The following is a 16,288-nucleotide window of genomic DNA, read 5'->3' as shown; positions in this document are numbered from 1 at the left end:
GAGATGCCTCAGCGACTCGGATCAGCGGGCCTCATGGCGGCGGGGGTGGGCATGGCGCTCGTCCTCGGCGCGGCGGGAACGGCGGACGCGACCCCGCGCGCCGCGGTGGAGTCCGTCCGGATCGGCAGCGGCGGGGTGCTGGTGGCGGTGGCCCACGAGCACGCCGGCCACCAGGGCGCGAGCATCGCGTTCTACGCGCAGAAGTGCCGCGACATCCAGGTGCCCCAGGTCATCGACGACCTGCCCTGGGGCTGGAACGACCGGATCAGCTCGATACGGATCGGGCCCGAGTGCCATCTGCTCACCTATGAGCACAGCGGTGGGAAGGGCCGGTTCCTCCAGCTCTCGGCAGGCGCGAGCTACCCCGTGCTCGGCTTTTTCAACGACCGGGTCAGCTCGGTCACGTTCATCAGACCCTGGTCCTGACCGGCCGGGGCGGACGGCGAAGGCCGTACGGCGACGGCGACAACAGCGCCAACAGCGATAACGACGGCAACGACGACACGACGACAACGACGTGTGGGAATCCAGCGGAATCGGAGGGTGCGATGGTCCAGCGGACGGGGACGAAGGCTCTGGTCACGGCGGGTGCGTGTCTTGCGCTGCTGATCGGCACGGCGGGGGTGGCCGACGCCGCGCCGCGGCCGGAGCGGACGGGGCCCCACGGGGGCATCCTGGTGGCGATCGGCTACGAGCACATCAACTTCGAGGGCGAGCGGTACCCGTTCTACGCCGACGAGTGCCGTGGCAACGCCGCACCGCAGCACCAGGATGTGATCGAGGAGCGGTGGAACGACCGGATCAGCTCGATCCACACCCTGAAGAGCTGCGCTCTGATCGTCTACGAGCACGGGGCCCTGGGCGGGAAGTGGAACCGGCTGCCCGCCGTCGGCGCCTACGCCTCACTGCCCGGGTTCAACGACATGATCAGCTCGGTGTCCTTTCTCCGGCCCCAGGTCTGAGGAGGCGCGCCGGGTGATCCGTCCGCGCGGGTCACCCGGCGGCGCGGGGCGGGAGCCGGGCGCGGCCCGTGGGGGCCGTGGGGCAGAATCGGGGGTATGACCAGCTCGCAGCCGCCCGTGGAGTCCTCGTACCCGGATCGGGCGTTCCGATCACCCGCCGGAATGGTGGGGGGTGTGCTGCTGCTCGGCCTGGCCGTGTGGCTCGGCGGGGACGCGATCCTCCGGGGCGAGGGGCGCACGCCCTGGTTCGCCGTCGCCTGGCTGCTGCTGGTGCTGCCGCTGGTGGTGGCGTTCACCCTGCGGCCCGTCGTCCTCGCGGGCGAGCGCCGGGTGCGGGTCCGCAATCCGTTCCGCACGATCGACGTCCCCTGGGCCTCGGTCGACGAGTTCCGGGCCGCGTACTCCACCGAGCTGGTCACCGAGGACGGGACGAAGTACCCGATGTGGGCCGTCCCGGTCTCGCTGCGGCAGCGCAAGCGGGCCAACCGCCAGCAGATGAAGCTCGCCCGCGCGAGCGCCAAGGGGGAGAACCCGCAGGGCGAGGTGAAGCTCGCGCAGGTCGATCAGACCATCCGTGAGCTGCGGCTGCTGTGCGAGCACCACGCCGGGAGCCCGGGCACCAAGGGCGAGGTCGCGATCCGCTGGGCGTACGAGATCATGGCCCCGGCCGCCGTCGGCGCGGTGCTGCTCGCCGTTCTCTTCGCGCTGGGGTGACCCCGCCGCGGGCGGGCGTCGCGGGGCGGACCCCCGTCAGGGCGGACCGTTCCACACCAGGAGCATGTGCGCGCCCGTCCACGCCGACAGCGCCGTCGCCGAGACGAGCACCACGGCCACCGTCACCGGACGCGCGGCGGCGAGCGCCCGCGCGACGGGCAGCAGCAGGGGGAAGGCGGGCAGCAGGAAGCGGGCCCGGGGGAAGTAGACCCCCGCGCTCCCCAGCACCACCAGCAGCAGCACCCCGCTGAACACCAGCAGCACCAGCGGCTGCCGGTCGGCGAGCGACAGCACGTACAGCACCGACGAGACGATCAGCACCGCCGAGACCAGCAGCACGAACAGCGGTGGACGGCTCGCGTAGAGCAGTTGCTGACGCAGCTCCAGCAGGGTGGCGCGGCCCCCGTCCCACTCGTTCTTCCACAGCCGCTGGACGGCGAAATAGCCGTCCGGGCGGCCGACCCGCAGCCCCACCCAGGCGACATACGCCAGCCAGCCCAGCGGCGCGAGCAGCGCGCCCGTCACCGCCCGGACGCGGGGTGCGCGGCGGCAGGCGAGCAGGGCGGCCAGGGTGACGGCCGCGGCCACGGCGACTCCGGTGGGGCGGGTCAGCCCCGCCAGCGCCGCGAGGGCGCCCGCGAGGGGCCACCGGCCGCCGAGCGCCGCGTACAGCGACCACGCGGCCAGCGCCGTGAACAGCGACTCCGTGTACGCCATCCACTGGACCTGCGCCACCGGCAGCGCTCCCCAGGCCACCGCGAGCAGGGTGCCGGCGCGGCGGCCGTGGAGCCGGTCGCCCACGGCGAAGACGCCCCACGCGGCGAGCAGGGAACACCCCACCGCGAGCAGCAGCGCCGCCGCCGCGGCCGGGCCGGGCACGAGTGCGGCGAGCCCGCGTACGAGGACCGGGTAGAGCGGGAAGAAGGCCAGGTTGTTGGCGTTGACCCGGGTGCCCAGGGAGTCGGCGTAGCCGTGGGCCGCGATGCCCAGGTACCAGTCCGAGTCCCAGGAGGACGCGAGCACCGGCCAGAGGCCGGTGCCCTGCGCGTGCGCGAGCCGGGCGACCAGCAGCAGCCCGCAGAGCCGCACGGCGGTGTACGCGGCGAGCGCGGGCGCGGCCCGCCGCAGGGACCGCGCCAGCCGTCCGCCCGGCCCCGCGCTCCCGGCGGCCCTCTCCGACGGACCCCGGGTCCGCCGGGACGCGGGGACGGAGGGGGAGGAGGAAGGGTGAGCGGTCGCGGCGGGGGACAACGGCGCGGCTCCTGATGTCGGCGGGCACGTCCGGCTCACGATCGCCGTCCCACCGCCACGAGCACGCCCCGCACCCGGGATTCCGCGGCAGATTCACCCGTACGCCCGGGAAGCCCGTGACCGCCGGGCGGCGGTCGTCCCGCCCCGGCGGTGGGTCCGGTCCCCGGTGGACGGGGAGCCCTGGCCAGGGGGCCGGTACCGCCCGGCGCGTCCCGGCGGTGCCGGTGTTCGCAGTGGTCTGTGAGGGCCCGGCCGCCCCGTGGCGGGGCGGCCGGGGGCGGGGTCAGATGCCCGCGGCCGTCGACAGGTCGCGCTTCAGGGCGGTGAGGACCTCGGTGGCGCGCTCCCGGGCCGCCGGGAGGCCGGCCGGGGCGGGGACCGGGACCACGACCTCCAGGTAGCACTTGAGCTTGGGCTCGGTGCCGCTGGGGCGGACGATCACACGGGCCTTGAACGCGCCGTCGAGGTAGTAGCGCAGACCGTCCGTCGGGGGCAGCGCGGCGCTGCCCTCGCTCAGGTCCTCGGCCGAGGTCACCGCGAGACCGGCCAGTTCGGCGGGCGGGGCGGACCGCAGGGCGCGCATGGCGTCCGCGATGATGCCGAGGTCCTTCACCCGTACCGAGAGCTGGTCGGTGGCGTGCAGACCGTGTGCCACGGCCAGCTCGTCCAGCAGGTCCGTGAGGGTGCGGCCCTCCTCCTTGAGGACGGACGCCAGCTCGGCGACGAGCAGCGCCGCCGTGATGCCGTCCTTGTCCCGGACGCCCTCGGGGTCGACGCAGTAGCCCAGCGCCTCCTCGTACCCGTAGCGCAGCCCCTCGACCCGGGCGATCCACTTGAAGCCGGTGAGGGTCTCCTCGTGGCCGACGCCGGCCGCCTCGGCGATCCGGCCCAGCAGCGAGGAGGAGACGATCGACTCGGCGAAGGTGCCGTGCGCGCCGCCCCGGACCAGATGGGCGGCGAGCAGGGCGCCGACCTCGTCGCCGCGGAGCATCCGCCAGTCCTCGCCGTCGGGGACGGCGACGGCGCAGCGGTCCGCGTCGGGGTCGTTGGCGATCACGATGTCCGGCCGGACCCGGCGGGCGGTCTCGAACGCGAGGTCCATCGCGCCCGGCTCCTCCGGGTTGGGGAAGGCCACCGTCGGGAACGCCGGGTCGGGCTCGGCCTGCTCCGCCACGAGCACCGGCTCGGGGAAGCCCGCGCGGGCGAACGCGGCCGTCAGCACGGCCGTGCCCACCCCGTGCAGCGCGGTGTGGACGACCCGGGCGGTGCGCGGCGAACCGGGGGTGAGGACGGCGTCCGTACGGGCCAGATAGGCGTCCAGGACCTCGTCGCCGAGGACCTGCCAGCCGGAGTCGGGGCGCGGGACGTCGGCCAGGGAGCGGACCGCGGCGATCTCCGCCGCGATCCCGGTGTCCGCCGGGGGCACGATCTGGGAGCCGTCGCCCAGATAGACCTTGTAGCCGTTGTCGCGCGGCGGGTTGTGGCTGGCGGTGACCTCCACCCCGGCCACGGCGCCCAGCTCCCTTATCGCGAAGGCGAGGACGGGCGTCGGCAGCGGACGGGGCAGCAGCGCGGCACGCAGCCCCGCGCCGACCATGACCGCCGCCGTGTCCCGGGCGAAGTCGGCCGACTTGTAGCGGGCGTCGTAGCCGATGACGACGAGGCCGTCCCCCTGGCCCTGGGCCCGCAGATACGCGGCGAGGCCCGCGGCGGCGCGGATGACCACGGAGCGGTTCATCCGCATGGGGCCCGCGCCCAGTTCGCCGCGGAGTCCGGCGGTGCCGAACTGGAGGGTGCCGCCGAACCGGTCGGCCAGCTCCGCCGTGTCGCCCGCCTCGATGAGGCGGTCCAGCTCGGCCCGGGTGTCCGGGTCCGGGTCCTCGGCCAGCCACGTCCGGGCCCGCGCCAAGAGATCCTGGTCCTGCTGCACGCTCGCTCCCCTTTTCTCCTGCTGCTCTGTCTGCTGGGTCCTGCTGTGCCGGGTCCGCGCGGACCCGGGCACGGCCGGGAACGGGTACCCGGACGGGGCCGGGACCACGTCCACCCGGGGGTGGGGCCGGGACGACGTATACCCGCGGTACGGCCGGGACAACGCGAACGTCCGGGCGGGAACGGTCCCGCCCGGACGTGCCCGGTGCTCTGCTGCCGGAGCCGGTCGTGCCGTCGGCCGCGCCGCGCCCGCCACCGCCTTCGCGACAAGGGGGCTGGGGGCCGTGGGCGACGACCGGCCGGGGCCGGTCAGATGCGGGCCAGCACCCGCGTCAGCAGCTCGCCCATGCGGGCGGCCGAGTCGCGGCCGGCCTGGAGCACCTCTTCATGGTTGAGCGGCTCGCCGCTCATGCCCGCCGCCAGATTGGTGACCAGGGAGATGCCCAGCACCTCGGCGCCCGCCTCACGCGCGGCGATGGCCTCCAGGACGGTGGACATGCCCACCAGGTCGCCGCCGAGGACCCGCACCATGTTGATCTCGGCCGGGGTCTCGTAGTGCGGGCCGGGGAACTGCACGTACACGCCCTCCTCCAGCGAGGGGTCGATGTCCTTGCAGAGCGTCCGCAGCCGCGGCGAGTACAGATCCGTCAGGTCGACGAAGTTCGCGCCCACGATCGGCGAGGTCGCCGTGAGGTTGATGTGGTCGCTGATCAGGACGGGCTGCCCGGGGCGCATGCCCTCGCGCAGACCGCCGCAGCCGTTGGTGAGGACGACGGTCTTGCAGCCCGCTGCGACGGCGGTGCGCACACCGTGGGCGACGGGGGCGACGCCCCGGCCCTCGTAGTAGTGCGTACGGCCGAGGAAGACCAGGGCACGCTTGTCACCGATGCGGTACGAGCGGATCTTGCCGCCGTGGCCCGCGACCACCGGCGGCGGGAAGCCGGGCAGTTCGGTCACCGGGAACTCGGCCTCGGGCGCGCCGAGCGCGTCCACGGCCGGGGCCCAGCCGGAGCCCATCACCAGGGCGACGTCGTGGGTTTCGGCGCCGGTCAGCTCGCGCAGACGGGCAGCCGCGGCACCGGCCGCCCGGTGGGGATCGGCGCTGGTGCCGTCGAGGTCCGGATTCACATGTGCGTTCACGCGAATGAGAGTAACCGCTGATTCCCTACGCGCGTAGATGCGGTGGTACAAGGTCCTCGGATCGTTGTCTTGTCGTTTCCGACGAATGCTCCGTGAACACCGTCCCAACGCTGTCCGGAACGCCGCTGGAAGAAGCCGGGAAGGCGCTGGGAAGGGCCCGGGAAGGACCCCGGAATTGTGTCGCCGGACCGGGGGAGCGGACGGGGGAGTGGCGCGGCGCGAATACCGGCGCATACGCGGCGCGTCCGCCTGGAAACACTCCGCGAACGAGCCCGCGCGGCACCCCGGGCGCGGCGGACGGATTTCGCAGGACAACAGCCGGGCGCGGCGGACTTTCCCGGGGCTTCCGGCGGGCATTCCACGGCGCGCGCCGGCCCCGCGCCCGATGAGTTTTCGCCACTTCCGCCGAAGAGGTGGAAGTGGCGAGGGGCGCATGGCAGTGGAAAGGCGTGCGCGGGGGCGTGCGAAGGGGCGCCCGGGGGTGTCCCGGGCGGACCCGCGCGGGACGGGCCGGTGGGCGCCGTGCCGTCAGCAGGGCCGCTTGCGCAGCTCCATCACATAGTCGTGCGGCGCTCCCGCCGAATCCGCCGCGTCGGCCAGCTCCCCCAGATAGCGGGCCGACGGCAGCCCGCCCTCGTACCCGTTCAGGACATACACCCAGGCGGGTTCCTCACCGTCCAGCGTGTGCACCCGGACGCGCATCCGCCGGTAGATGTCGAGGCCGACACCCTCCCAGCGGTCCATCGAGTCCTCGTCCATCGGGGCGATGTCGTAGAGGGCGACGAAGACCTGCGAGCGCGGGGCCTCCACGATGGTGGCGAGCGCCCCCTCCCAGCCCATCTGCTCGCCGCCGAACGTCAGCCGCCAGCCGTTGAGCCAGCCCGTGCCGCGCAGCGGGGAGTGCGGTGCGCGGCGGCTCATCAGCCGCGCGTCGAGGTTGCCGGCGTACGCGGCGTAGAGCGACATGGGATCGAGGGTACGGGAGGGGCGCGGGTGGCCGCGTTTCCCGATGTGTTACGGGGGAGTAGGGGCGGCCGGGGCAGCCGGGGCCTGCGGCGGACGGCCTCCACGCCCCCGGACGGGGCCCTTCCCGGCGTGGCTCCCGTCCTTGGTCCGGCGTGGCTCCCCGTCCTTGGTCCGGCGGGTCCGCGGCCACCCCTCCGGGCGGGGCCGTGCGCACCCCCGCGGGCGGCGCGTGTCCACGGGGTGGGCCCCGGGAGCGAGCAGCTTGATGCGTGCGGGACAATGGGGTACGTATTCCAGCCCACCAGTGGGACTCAGCCCCGCGGGGACACCCCCGCAGCAACGAGAGCGCGAGGCGTAACCCCTGTGACCCGGATCGTGATCATCGGCGGCGGACCCGGCGGATACGAGGCGGCCCTGGTGGGCGCCCAACTCGGCGCGGAGGTGACCGTCGTCGACTGCGACGGCCTCGGCGGCGCGTCCGTGCTGACGGACTGCGTGCCCTCCAAGACCCTCATCGCCACGGCCGAGGTGATGACCACCTTCGACTCCTCCTACGAGGAGCTGGGCATCATCGTGGCGGACACCGTGTCCGACGAGGGCTCCGCCGCGGGTCCGCCGCCGGGGACCTCCGCCCGGGTCGTGGGTGTGGACCTCGGCAAGGTCAACCGCCGGGTGAAGCGCCTCGCGCTCGCCCAGTCGCACGACATCACCGCCTCGGTCACCCGGGCCGGGGCCCGCGTGGTGCGCGGCCGGGGCCGGCTGGAGGGGCAGCAGGCCGCCGACGGCTCCCGCAAGGTCGTCGTCCGGGCCGCCGACGGCACCGAGGAGACCCTTGTCGCCGACGCGGTGCTGATCGCCACCGGCGGTCACCCCCGGGAGATCCCGGACGCCCTCCCCGACGGCGAGCGCATCCTCAACTGGACCCAGGTCTACGACCTGGAGGAGCTGCCCGAGGAGCTGATCGTGGTCGGCTCCGGTGTCACCGGCGCCGAGTTCGCCGGTGCCTACCAGGCGCTCGGCTCCCGCGTCACCCTCGTCTCCTCCCGGGACCGGGTGCTCCCCGGCGAGGACCCCGACGCCGCCGCCGTGCTGGAGGACGTCTTCCGCCGCCGGGGCATGAACGTCATGGCCCGCTCGCGCGCGGCGGCCGTCAAGCGGATTCCCGGCGCCGCGTCGCAGGGGCCCTCCTCGCCGGACGCGGGCCCGGAGGGACGGGTCGGCGACCGGGTCGAGGTGACCCTCTCCGACGGCCGGGTGATCTCCGGGACGCACTGTCTGATGGCGGTCGGCGCGATCCCGAACAGCGCCGGGATGGGCCTGGAGGAGGCGGGTGTCCGGCTCAAGGACTCCGGCCACATCTGGACCGACCGGGTCTCCCGCACCAGCGCCCCGGGCGTGTACGCCGCCGGTGATGTCACCGGGGTCTTCGCGCTCGCCTCGGTGGCCGCGATGCAGGGCCGGATCGCGATGTACCACTTCCTGGGCGACGCGGTCACCCCGCTCAATCTGAAGACCGTGTCGGCGAATGTCTTCACCGACCCGGAGATCGCGACCATCGGCTGCACCCAGGCGGATGTGGACGCGGGCACGATCGACGCGCGGGTCGTCAAGCTGCCGTTGCTCCGCAACCCCCGCGCGAAGATGCAGGGAATCCGCGATGGTTTTGTGAAGATCTTCTGTCGTCCCGGCACGGGAATCGTGGTGGGCGGGTGTGTGGTGGCCCCCCGCGCGAGTGAGCTGATCCATCCGATCTCGATCGCCGTGGACAACAATCTGACGGTGGAGCAGATCGCCAACGCCTTTACCGTCTATCCCTCGCTGTCGGGGTCGATTGCCGAGGTCGCACGGCAGTTGCAGACCCGGAAGGCCGCCGACGAGGGCTGACGGGAGCGGCGCCCCGCCCGGGTGCGGCCCGGCCGTTCGGCCGGGCCGTGACCGTTCGGAATCCCCTGGGTGTGCTCGCTCATACCACTTGCCGGTCCCCGGCGAGCGCACTACTTATTATTCGGCGCATACTGCTGAAAACTATCGGCCGCTCAGGTTACTGTCAGTTTCGTGTTCGCTGCAGAACGTCGCCAATTGATCCTTGAAATGGTGCGGGCCAACGGAGCCGTGTCCCTCCGTGAGCTCGCCCGCGTCGTCCAGACCTCCGAAGTGACCGTACGACGTGATGTGCGGGCGCTGGAGGCCGAAGGACTCCTCGACCGCCGGCACGGCGGTGCGGTATTGCCGGGCGGGTTCACCCGCGAGTCCGGCTTTCCGCAGAAGTCCCTGTCCGCCACCGCGGAGAAGACGGCGATCGCCGATCTCGCCGCGGGCCTCGTCGACGAGGGCGAGGCGATCGTCGTCGGCGCGGGAACCACCACCCAGGAGCTGGCCCGCCGGCTCGCCCGGGTGCCCGGTCTCACCGTCGTCACCAACTCCCTGCTGGTCGCACAGGCCCTCGCCCACGCCAACCGGGTCGAGGTCGTCATGACCGGGGGGACGCTGCGCGGCTCCAACTACGCGCTGGTGGGCAGCGGGGCGGAGCAGTCCCTCCAGGGGCTCAGGGTCTCCCGCGCCTTCCTCTCCGGCAGCGGGCTGACCGCCGAACGGGGCCTCTCCACCTCCAACATGCTCTCCGCCAGCGTCGATCGGGCGCTGGTGCAGGCGGCGGCGGAAGTGGTGGTGCTCGCCGACCACACCAAGCTCGGCGCCGACACGATGTTCCAGACCGTGCCCACGGATGTGATCACCCGGCTGGTGACGGACGAGCCACCGGCCCATGACGAGCGGGCGTCGACCGAGTTGCAGGCCCTGGCGGACCAGGGGGTGCAGATCACGGTGGCGGGGGTCCCGGTGTCCCCGTCGGCCGCCGCCCAGGCTCCGGCCTCCTCCGCCGAGTCGGAGAAGGTCCGGCCGCAGCGCCGTGAGATGCCGCTGCCGGGGCAGCGCAGGACCCGGGGCGGGGCCGGGCCCGGACCGGCGCGGCTGGGCCCGGCGGGCGGTCTGGAGCCGGGGACGGCCCCGGGTCCCGGCGGCTCCATGGAACGGGTGGCCCGGATGGCGGACCTCCGCCGCCGCTGAACCGAACCGAACCGGTCCGACCCGGGCCACTCAGGTCTGGTTCGGTCTGTTTCGGTCCTGCCCTGCGGGGCTCCGGGCCGGAGGCGTCAGACGGCCTCGGCGGGTCCGGGGCCGGGCGCCAGGCCCCGCACGGTGAGATTCAGGAGGCGGTCGGGGAGCGCGGGATCGTCCGGCGACTGCTCGGCGGCCAGCGCGACGGCGTTGGTGAGCTGCATCAGATCGCCGATGGACACGTCATCGCGCACCGCCCCCGCCTCCCGCGCCCGGTCGAGCAGCCGCTCCCCCGCCTGGTGCAGCGGTACACAGCACGGCGAGAGCGCCGAACTCGCGTCCTGCGAGGCGGACATCAGCGCCCGGGACAGCCCCCGGTACTCACTCGCATGGGTGATGAGGGCGCGCAGCCACTCCATCAGCGCTGTACGCGGGCGCTCCGCGTACGCCAGCTCGCGGGAGTGGTCGAGCAGGGCCTCGGCCGCCTCCCGGAAGACCGCGTTCATGATCGCCTGACGGTTGGGGAAGTGGCGGTAGAGCGTGCCGATGCCGACGCCCGAGCGGCGGGCGATCTCCTCCAGCGAGGCGTCCGTGCCCCGCTCGGCGAAGACGGCACGGGCCTCGGTGAGCAGCCGCTCGTAGTTGCGTCGGGCGTCCGCCCGCATGGGGCGGGCCGTGCCTGCCGTCGGTGTCGCCATCCCGCGGTCCTCTCTGGGGTCTCTCCGGGCCTCCCGGCCAGGAGGCCAGGATGCCACCGAGGGGGCCCCGGCTCCCGGGGAAGCCGAACTCCTTGACGGACGGGGGAAACAGCGGCGCCGACGGCTGCGGTACGGCGGCTGTACGAGCGGCCTCCGCGGGTGGTACGGCCGCCGCGTCAGGGCGGTGCGGCGGCCGTACGAGGACGCCGCGCGCGGCGGTGCGACGGAGGGGGCGCGGACACGGCGACGGCCCGTGCCGCCCGGGGTGATCCGGGCGGCACGGGCCGTCGGGCGCGGGAACGGCGATCCGTTCCCGCGGCTCAGTCCTTGATCTCGCAGATGGGGGCGCCGGAGGAGACGGCGGCGCCGACCTCGGCGCTGAGGCCCTTGACGGTGCCCGCGCGGTGGGCGTTGAGGGGCTGTTCCATCTTCATGGCCTCCAGGACCACGATGAGGTCGCCCTCCTGGACCTCCTGCCCCTCCTCCACGGCGACCTTGACGATGGTGCCCTGCATGGGGGAGGCGAGGGTGTCGCCGGAGGCGGCGGCGGAGGACTTCTTCGCGGCGCGGCGCTTGGGACGGGCGCCCGCGGCGAGGCCGGTGCGGGCCAGGGTCATGCCCAGCGAGGAGGGCAGCGAGACCTCCAGGCGCTTGCCGCCGACCTCGACGACGACGGTCTCCCGGCCGGGCTCGTCCTCGGCCTCCGGCGCGGAGGGCACCGTGAAGGCGGGGATCTCGTTGACGAACTCGGTCTCGATCCAGCGGGTGTGGACCCGGAAGGGGTCGCTGGTGAAGGCCGGGTCGGTGACGACGGCGCGGTGGAAGGGGATGGCGGTGGCCATGCCCTCGACCTGGAATTCGGCCAGGGCGCGGGCGGCGCGCTGGAGGGCCTGTTCCCGGGTGGCGCCGGTGATGACCAGCTTGGCGAGGAGGGAGTCCCAGGCGGGGCCGATGACGCTGCCGGACTCGACACCGGCGTCGAGGCGGACGCCGGGGCCGGTGGGCGGGTTGAAGACGGTCACGGTGCCGGGGGCGGGCAGGAAGCCGCGGCCCGGGTCCTCGCCGTTGATGCGGAACTCGAAGGAGTGGCCGCGCACCGGCGGGTCGTCGTAGCCGAGTTCCTCGCCGACGGCGATGCGGAACATCTCGCGGACGAGGTCGAGGCCGGTGACCTCCTCGGTGACGGGGTGCTCGACCTGGAGGCGGGTGTTGACCTCCAGGAAGGAGATGGTGCCGTCGAGGCCGACGAGGAACTCGACGGTGCCCGCGCCGACGTAGCCGGCCTCCTTGAGGATGGCCTTGGAGGCGCGGTACAGCTCGGCGTTCTGCGCGTCCGTCAGGAAGGGCGCGGGGGCCTCCTCGACGAGCTTCTGGTGGCGGCGCTGGAGCGAGCAGTCGCGGGTGGAGACGACGACCACGTTGCCGTGCTGGTCGGCCAGGCACTGGGTCTCGACATGGCGGGGCTTGTCGAGGTAGCGCTCGACGAAGCACTCGCCGCGGCCGAAGGCGGCGACGGCCTCGCGGACGGCGGAGTCGTACAGCTCGGGGACCTCTTCGAGGGTGCGGGCGACCTTGAGGCCGCGTCCGCCGCCGCCGAAGGCGGCCTTGATCGCGATGGGGAGTCCGTTCTCCCGGGCGAAGGCGACGACCTCGTCGGCCCCGGAGACGGGGTCGGGGGTCCCGGCGACCAGGGGGGCTCCCGCGCGCTGGGCGATATGGCGGGCGGCGACCTTGTCGCCGAGGTCGCGGATCGCGGAGGGCGGGGGGCCGATCCAGATCAGCCCGGCGTCCAGGACGGCCTGGGCGAACTCGGCGTTCTCGGAGAGAAATCCGTAGCCGGGGTGGATGGCGTCCGCTCCGGAGTCCCGGGCGGCCTGGAGCACCTTGCCCATGTCCAGATAGCTGGCGGCCGGAGTGTCACCGCCCAGGGCGAACGCCTCGTCTGCCGCGCGGACGTGCAGGGCGTCCCGGTCCGGGTCGGCGTAGACGGCTACGCTCGCGATTCCGGCATCCCGGCAGGCACGGGCAACGCGGACAGCGATTTCGCCACGGTTGGCGATGAGCACCTTGCGCACGATGGCTCCCTCCTTGAAACAAGCTGAGTTTAGGGACTACCGACACGGCCTTTCGACCCGTCCCCATTGGTGAGCTTGCCCACACGGAGCGTGATTCGAGGCTCGCGCAAGTCGCGAAATCCCTTGTCGCACCACGGCGCGACGGGCTTCCTTCTGGCAGCGTAGCCCTCTTGCGCGGTGCGGGTCTCTGTTAGGGAGCCCAGCGGCCCGACGTGTTTCTTTGTGGGGTGTCTACGAATGGACCATGGGCGTTTCCCCCACGCTCCGGCGCGTTCGAGGGCGCGGTACGGCGCGGTTGTGCCTCTCGGCCGGGCCCGGTCCCGCCCCCGCGCACCGGTGGAGTCCCGCCCGTGTGCACCGGTGGTGAGGGGTCGGCCGCGCTCCGCGCCGGGCCGGTGATCAGGCCCAGAACTCGGTCACCGAGCGGCCGTGCTCGGCCAGCAGCCTCCGCAGCAGCGGCAGCGAGAGGCCGATGACATTGCCGTGGTCGCCCTCGATCCGGTCGATGAACGGGGCCGACTTCCCCTCCAGGGAGAACGCGCCCGCGAGCTGGAGCGGCTCCCCGGTGGCGACATACGCGGCGACCTCCGCGTCCGTCGGCTCCCCGAAGCGGACCGTCGTGGACGCGGTGGCGGACGCGATCCGTCCGGTGGCGGTGTCGGTCACACAGTGGCCGGTCTGGAGCACTCCGGTGCGGCCGCGCATCGCCTTCCAGCGGGCCGTCGCCTCCTCGGCGTCCTTGGGCTTGCCGAGGGCTTCCCCGTCCAGCTCCAGTACCGAGTCACAGCCGATGACCAGTGCTCCGGCCAGCTCGGGACGGGCGGCGACGACCGCCGCCTTCGCCTCGGCGAGCACCAGGGCCAGCTCGGCGGGGGTCGGCGCGGTCAGGGCGTCCTCGTCGACACCGCTGACGACGACCTCGGGCGCGAAGCCCGCGTTCCGCAGCAGACGGAGACGGGCGGGCGATGCGGATGCGAGTACCAGGCGGGGGGTTCGGGCGGTCATGCCCGCCATGGTAGGCCGCGCTCAGCGCAGACCGACGACGAACATCCCCAGCACCATGGCCAGTGCAAGCAACAGGCCCGCGCGACGCATCATGGCCTGCGTCTCACGCATCTCCTCGGGAGGTTCGTCCTCCGGGTCGGACCACAGCATGTTTCCGATGGTGGCGCCGGGTGGCGGGGGCGCGCCTGAGTACGGGTACTCAAGCCGCCCGGGACCTTGGACACAGGGTGCCGCCGGGCGCAAGCCATCGCGTGATAACCGGCCCGGCCGGGCGCCCGCCAGCACGAGGAGAGCCCCGGGCCCGGCCCCGGTACCGCGAGAGGCCCGGCCGTGGTGCCGGGCGGGGCGCGGCCGTGGTGCGCCCGTCCCGCCCCGGGCCGTTCCGGGTCCGCCTAGACCGGCCAGTAGGTGCGGGCCCACGCCCGCGGGCCCGGCCGCGGGCGGTGGCTGCGGGCGATCCGCGCCGGGTCCGACCACTGTTCCGGCGGCCCCGCCGGGCCGTCCCCGGCCTCCGCCGTCGCCGCCGCCCGGGCGCGCACCACCGCGAGCGCGGCGGCCAGCTCCTCCGGCGTGGGGTTGCCGCGTACCACCCTGATCATCGTGTCGTCCCTCCGCTCGGTGGGGGCCGGGCCCGTCGCCCGGCTCACAGCGGGATGTTGCCGTGTTTCCTGGGCGGCAGGCTCTCCCGTTTGGTCCGTAGCTGCCGCAGTCCCCGGACGATCTGCCCCCGGGTGTCGGACGGCGCGATCACCGCATCGATATAGCCGCGTTCAGCCGCTGTGTACGGATTGAGCAGTGCGTCCTCGTACTCCTGGATCAGCTCCGCGCGCCGGGCCTCCTGCTCCTCGGCCGTCCCGGCCTCGGCGATGGTGCGCCGGTGCAGGATGTTGACCGCGCCCTGGGCGCCCATGACGGCGATCTGGGCGGTCGGCCAGGCGAGGTTGAGATCCGCGCCCAGATGCTTCGAGCCCATCACGTCGTACGCGCCGCCGAACGCCTTGCGGGTGATGACCGTGATCAGCGGAACCGTCGCCTCCGCGTAGGCGTAGATCAGCTTGGCGCCCCGGCGGATGATCCCCCCGTACTCCTGGTCGACGCCGGGGAGGAAGCCGGGCACGTCGACGAAGGTCAGCACCGGGATGTTGAACGCGTCGCAGGTGCGGACGAAGCGGGCCGCCTTCTCCGAGGCGTTGATGTCCAGACAGCCCGCGAACTGGAGCGGCTGATTGGCCACCACCCCGACCGGGAAGCCCTCCACCCGGCCGAAGCCGGTGAGGATGTTCGGCGCGAACAGCGTCTGCGTCTCCAGGAACTCGCCCTCGTCCAGCACATGTTCGATCACGGTGTGCATGTCGTAGGGCTGGTTCGCGCTGTCCGGGATCAGCCCGTCCAGCTCCAGATCCTCGGGGGAGTGCCGCAGATCGGCCTCCTCCGGGAAGGCGGGCGGCTCGGAGAGGTTGTTGGACGGGAGATAGGAGAGCAGCGACTTCACATACTCGACGGCGTCCTTCTCGTCCGCCGCCAGATGGTGGGCCACGCCCGAGGCGGTGTTGTGGGTACGGGCCCCGCCCAGCGCCTCGAAGCCCACGTCCTCGCCGGTGACCGTCTTGATCACATCCGGGCCCGTGATGAACATGTGCGAGGTCCGGTCCACCATCACGGTGAAGTCGGTGATGGCGGGGGAGTAGACGGCGCCGCCCGCGCACGGCCCCACGACCAGCGAGATCTGCGGGATCACCCCGGAGGCGTGGGTGTTGCGCCGGAAGATCTCGCCGTACATCCCGAGGGCGCTCACCCCCTCCTGGATCCGGGCCCCGCCGGAGTCGTTGATCCCGATCACCGGACAGCCCGTCTTCAGCGCGAAGTCCATCACCTTGATGATCTTCTGGCCGAAGACCTCGCCGAGCGCGCCGCCGAAGACCGTGAAGTCCTGGGAGAAGACGGCGACCGGGCGGCCGTCGACCGTGCCGTAGCCGGTGACCACGCCGTCCCCGTACGGACGGGTCCGTTCCAGGCCGAAGCCGGTGGAACGGTGCCGGGCCAGCTCGTCGAACTCGACGAACGACTCCTCGTCCAGCAGCAGATCGATCCGTTCGCGCGCGGTCAGTTTGCCCTTGGCGCGCTGCTTCTCCACCGCGCGCGCGGAGCCCGCGTGCGCGGCCTCGTCGACGCGGCGCCGGAGATCGGCGATCTTCCCGGCGGTGGTGTGGATATCGGTCGGCCGATGGGCGGGGGCGAAGGGCGTGGCGGACTCGGCGCTCTTCGCGTTCCCTCCCTGGACCTGTTCCGGCTGGGACATCGGGATGCGGCTCCCCTGGCTGGTCAGCGCCGACGGCGGCTGAGTCGCGGTGCGGCTGAGCTGCGGTGCGGCTGTGCTGCGGGCGTCTGGGCGGGCTGGGTGCTCTGCGGTCGGTGTGTCTGCTGTGTGTCTGCTGTCGGTCGGTCTGCTGGGGTGACGTCGGCTGCCGATGCGTCTGCTGTGGTGACGTCG

15 protein-coding genes are annotated in these 16,288 nt (G+C 73.2%); 5 read left to right on the top strand and 10 right to left on the bottom strand.

The annotated features are described in order from the left end of the window. Window positions 1-3: 3 nt before the first annotated feature. The 3 genes from CRV15_RS09375 (at window position 4) to CRV15_RS09365 (ending at window position 1,676) form a co-directional block, all read left to right on the top strand. Window positions 4-426 carry a beta/gamma crystallin family protein gene (locus CRV15_RS09375; protein ID WP_029183021.1) on the top strand — a complete coding sequence of 141 codons (423 nt, stop codon included), beginning with the start codon at window positions 4-6 and terminating at the stop codon, window positions 424-426. Between the two features lie 122 nt (window positions 427-548). Continuing rightward, window positions 549-962 (top strand): beta/gamma crystallin family protein, encoded by a 414-nt coding sequence (locus CRV15_RS09370; RefSeq protein ID WP_003954914.1) that lies wholly within the window; start codon window positions 549-551, stop codon window positions 960-962. 96 nt (window positions 963-1,058) lie between these two features. Next, complete coding sequence (locus CRV15_RS09365; protein WP_003954913.1) at window positions 1,059-1,676, top strand: PH domain-containing protein; 618 nt, start codon at window positions 1,059-1,061, stop codon at window positions 1,674-1,676. A gap of 36 nt (window positions 1,677-1,712) precedes the next feature. Here the strand turns inward: CRV15_RS09365 and CRV15_RS09360 are convergent, their stop codons facing one another. The 4 genes from CRV15_RS09360 to CRV15_RS09345 all read right to left on the bottom strand — a co-directional run bounded on the left by CRV15_RS09360 (window position 1,713) and on the right by CRV15_RS09345 (window position 6,962). Beyond that, the gene (locus CRV15_RS09360) at window positions 1,713-2,927 is read right to left on the bottom strand and encodes a hypothetical protein (RefSeq protein ID WP_003961610.1); all 1,215 of its coding nucleotides are present in this window, start codon (window positions 2,925-2,927) and stop codon (window positions 1,713-1,715) included. Between the two features lie 283 nt (window positions 2,928-3,210). After that, entirely contained in the window at window positions 3,211-4,857 is a 1,647-nt protein-coding gene (locus tag CRV15_RS09355; RefSeq protein ID WP_003954911.1) for a phospho-sugar mutase, read from the bottom strand. Between the two features lie 308 nt (window positions 4,858-5,165). Further along, entirely contained in the window at window positions 5,166-5,984 is an 819-nt protein-coding gene (locus CRV15_RS09350) for a purine-nucleoside phosphorylase (protein WP_003954910.1), read from the bottom strand. Between the two features lie 540 nt (window positions 5,985-6,524). Next, window positions 6,525-6,962: a gamma-glutamylcyclotransferase family protein gene (locus CRV15_RS09345; RefSeq protein ID WP_003954909.1), complete on the bottom strand. Its 438-nt coding sequence runs from the start codon at window positions 6,960-6,962 to the stop codon at window positions 6,525-6,527. A gap of 363 nt (window positions 6,963-7,325) precedes the next feature. Between CRV15_RS09345 and CRV15_RS09340 the strand changes: the two genes are divergently transcribed. Then, window positions 7,326-8,846, top strand: coding sequence for an NAD(P)H-quinone dehydrogenase (locus CRV15_RS09340; protein WP_009997384.1), 1,521 nt, complete (start codon window positions 7,326-7,328; stop codon window positions 8,844-8,846). Window positions 8,847-9,053: 207 nt separating this feature from the next. Then, complete coding sequence (locus CRV15_RS09335; RefSeq protein ID WP_003954907.1) at window positions 9,054-10,028, top strand: DeoR/GlpR family DNA-binding transcription regulator; 975 nt, start codon at window positions 9,054-9,056, stop codon at window positions 10,026-10,028. A gap of 86 nt (window positions 10,029-10,114) precedes the next feature. On the opposite strand, the gene CRV15_RS09330 is transcribed toward CRV15_RS09335, so the two are convergent. The 6 genes from CRV15_RS09330 to CRV15_RS09310 all read right to left on the bottom strand — a co-directional run bounded on the left by CRV15_RS09330 (window position 10,115) and on the right by CRV15_RS09310 (window position 16,096). Continuing rightward, window positions 10,115-10,717 carry a TetR/AcrR family transcriptional regulator gene (locus CRV15_RS09330; RefSeq protein WP_003954906.1) on the bottom strand — a complete coding sequence of 201 codons (603 nt, stop codon included), beginning with the start codon at window positions 10,715-10,717 and terminating at the stop codon, window positions 10,115-10,117. 320 nt (window positions 10,718-11,037) lie between these two features. Continuing rightward, entirely contained in the window at window positions 11,038-12,792 is a 1,755-nt protein-coding gene (locus CRV15_RS09325; RefSeq protein ID WP_003954905.1) for an acetyl/propionyl/methylcrotonyl-CoA carboxylase subunit alpha, read from the bottom strand. Window positions 12,793-13,191: 399 nt separating this feature from the next. Then, window positions 13,192-13,806 carry a Maf family protein gene (locus tag CRV15_RS09320; RefSeq protein WP_003954904.1) on the bottom strand — a complete coding sequence of 205 codons (615 nt, stop codon included), beginning with the start codon at window positions 13,804-13,806 and terminating at the stop codon, window positions 13,192-13,194. A 12-nt stretch (window positions 13,807-13,818) separates the two neighbouring features. After that, window positions 13,819-13,947, bottom strand: a complete 129-nt coding sequence (mmpB, locus tag CRV15_RS37380) for a morphogenic membrane protein MmpB (protein ID WP_009997385.1) — start codon at window positions 13,945-13,947, stop codon at window positions 13,819-13,821. Between the two features lie 242 nt (window positions 13,948-14,189). After that, window positions 14,190-14,396 carry an acyl-CoA carboxylase epsilon subunit gene (locus CRV15_RS09315; protein WP_003954902.1) on the bottom strand — a complete coding sequence of 69 codons (207 nt, stop codon included), beginning with the start codon at window positions 14,394-14,396 and terminating at the stop codon, window positions 14,190-14,192. A gap of 44 nt (window positions 14,397-14,440) precedes the next feature. Then, window positions 14,441-16,096, bottom strand: a complete 1,656-nt coding sequence (locus CRV15_RS09310; protein WP_003954901.1) for an acyl-CoA carboxylase subunit beta — start codon at window positions 16,094-16,096, stop codon at window positions 14,441-14,443. Window positions 16,097-16,288 lie beyond the last annotated feature (192 nt).

Origin of the sequence: Streptomyces clavuligerus (assembly GCF_005519465.1) — a bacterium.
Lineage (GTDB): Bacteria > Actinomycetota > Actinomycetes > Streptomycetales > Streptomycetaceae > Streptomyces > Streptomyces clavuligerus.
This window is presented reverse-complemented; position numbering and strand designations above follow the sequence as displayed.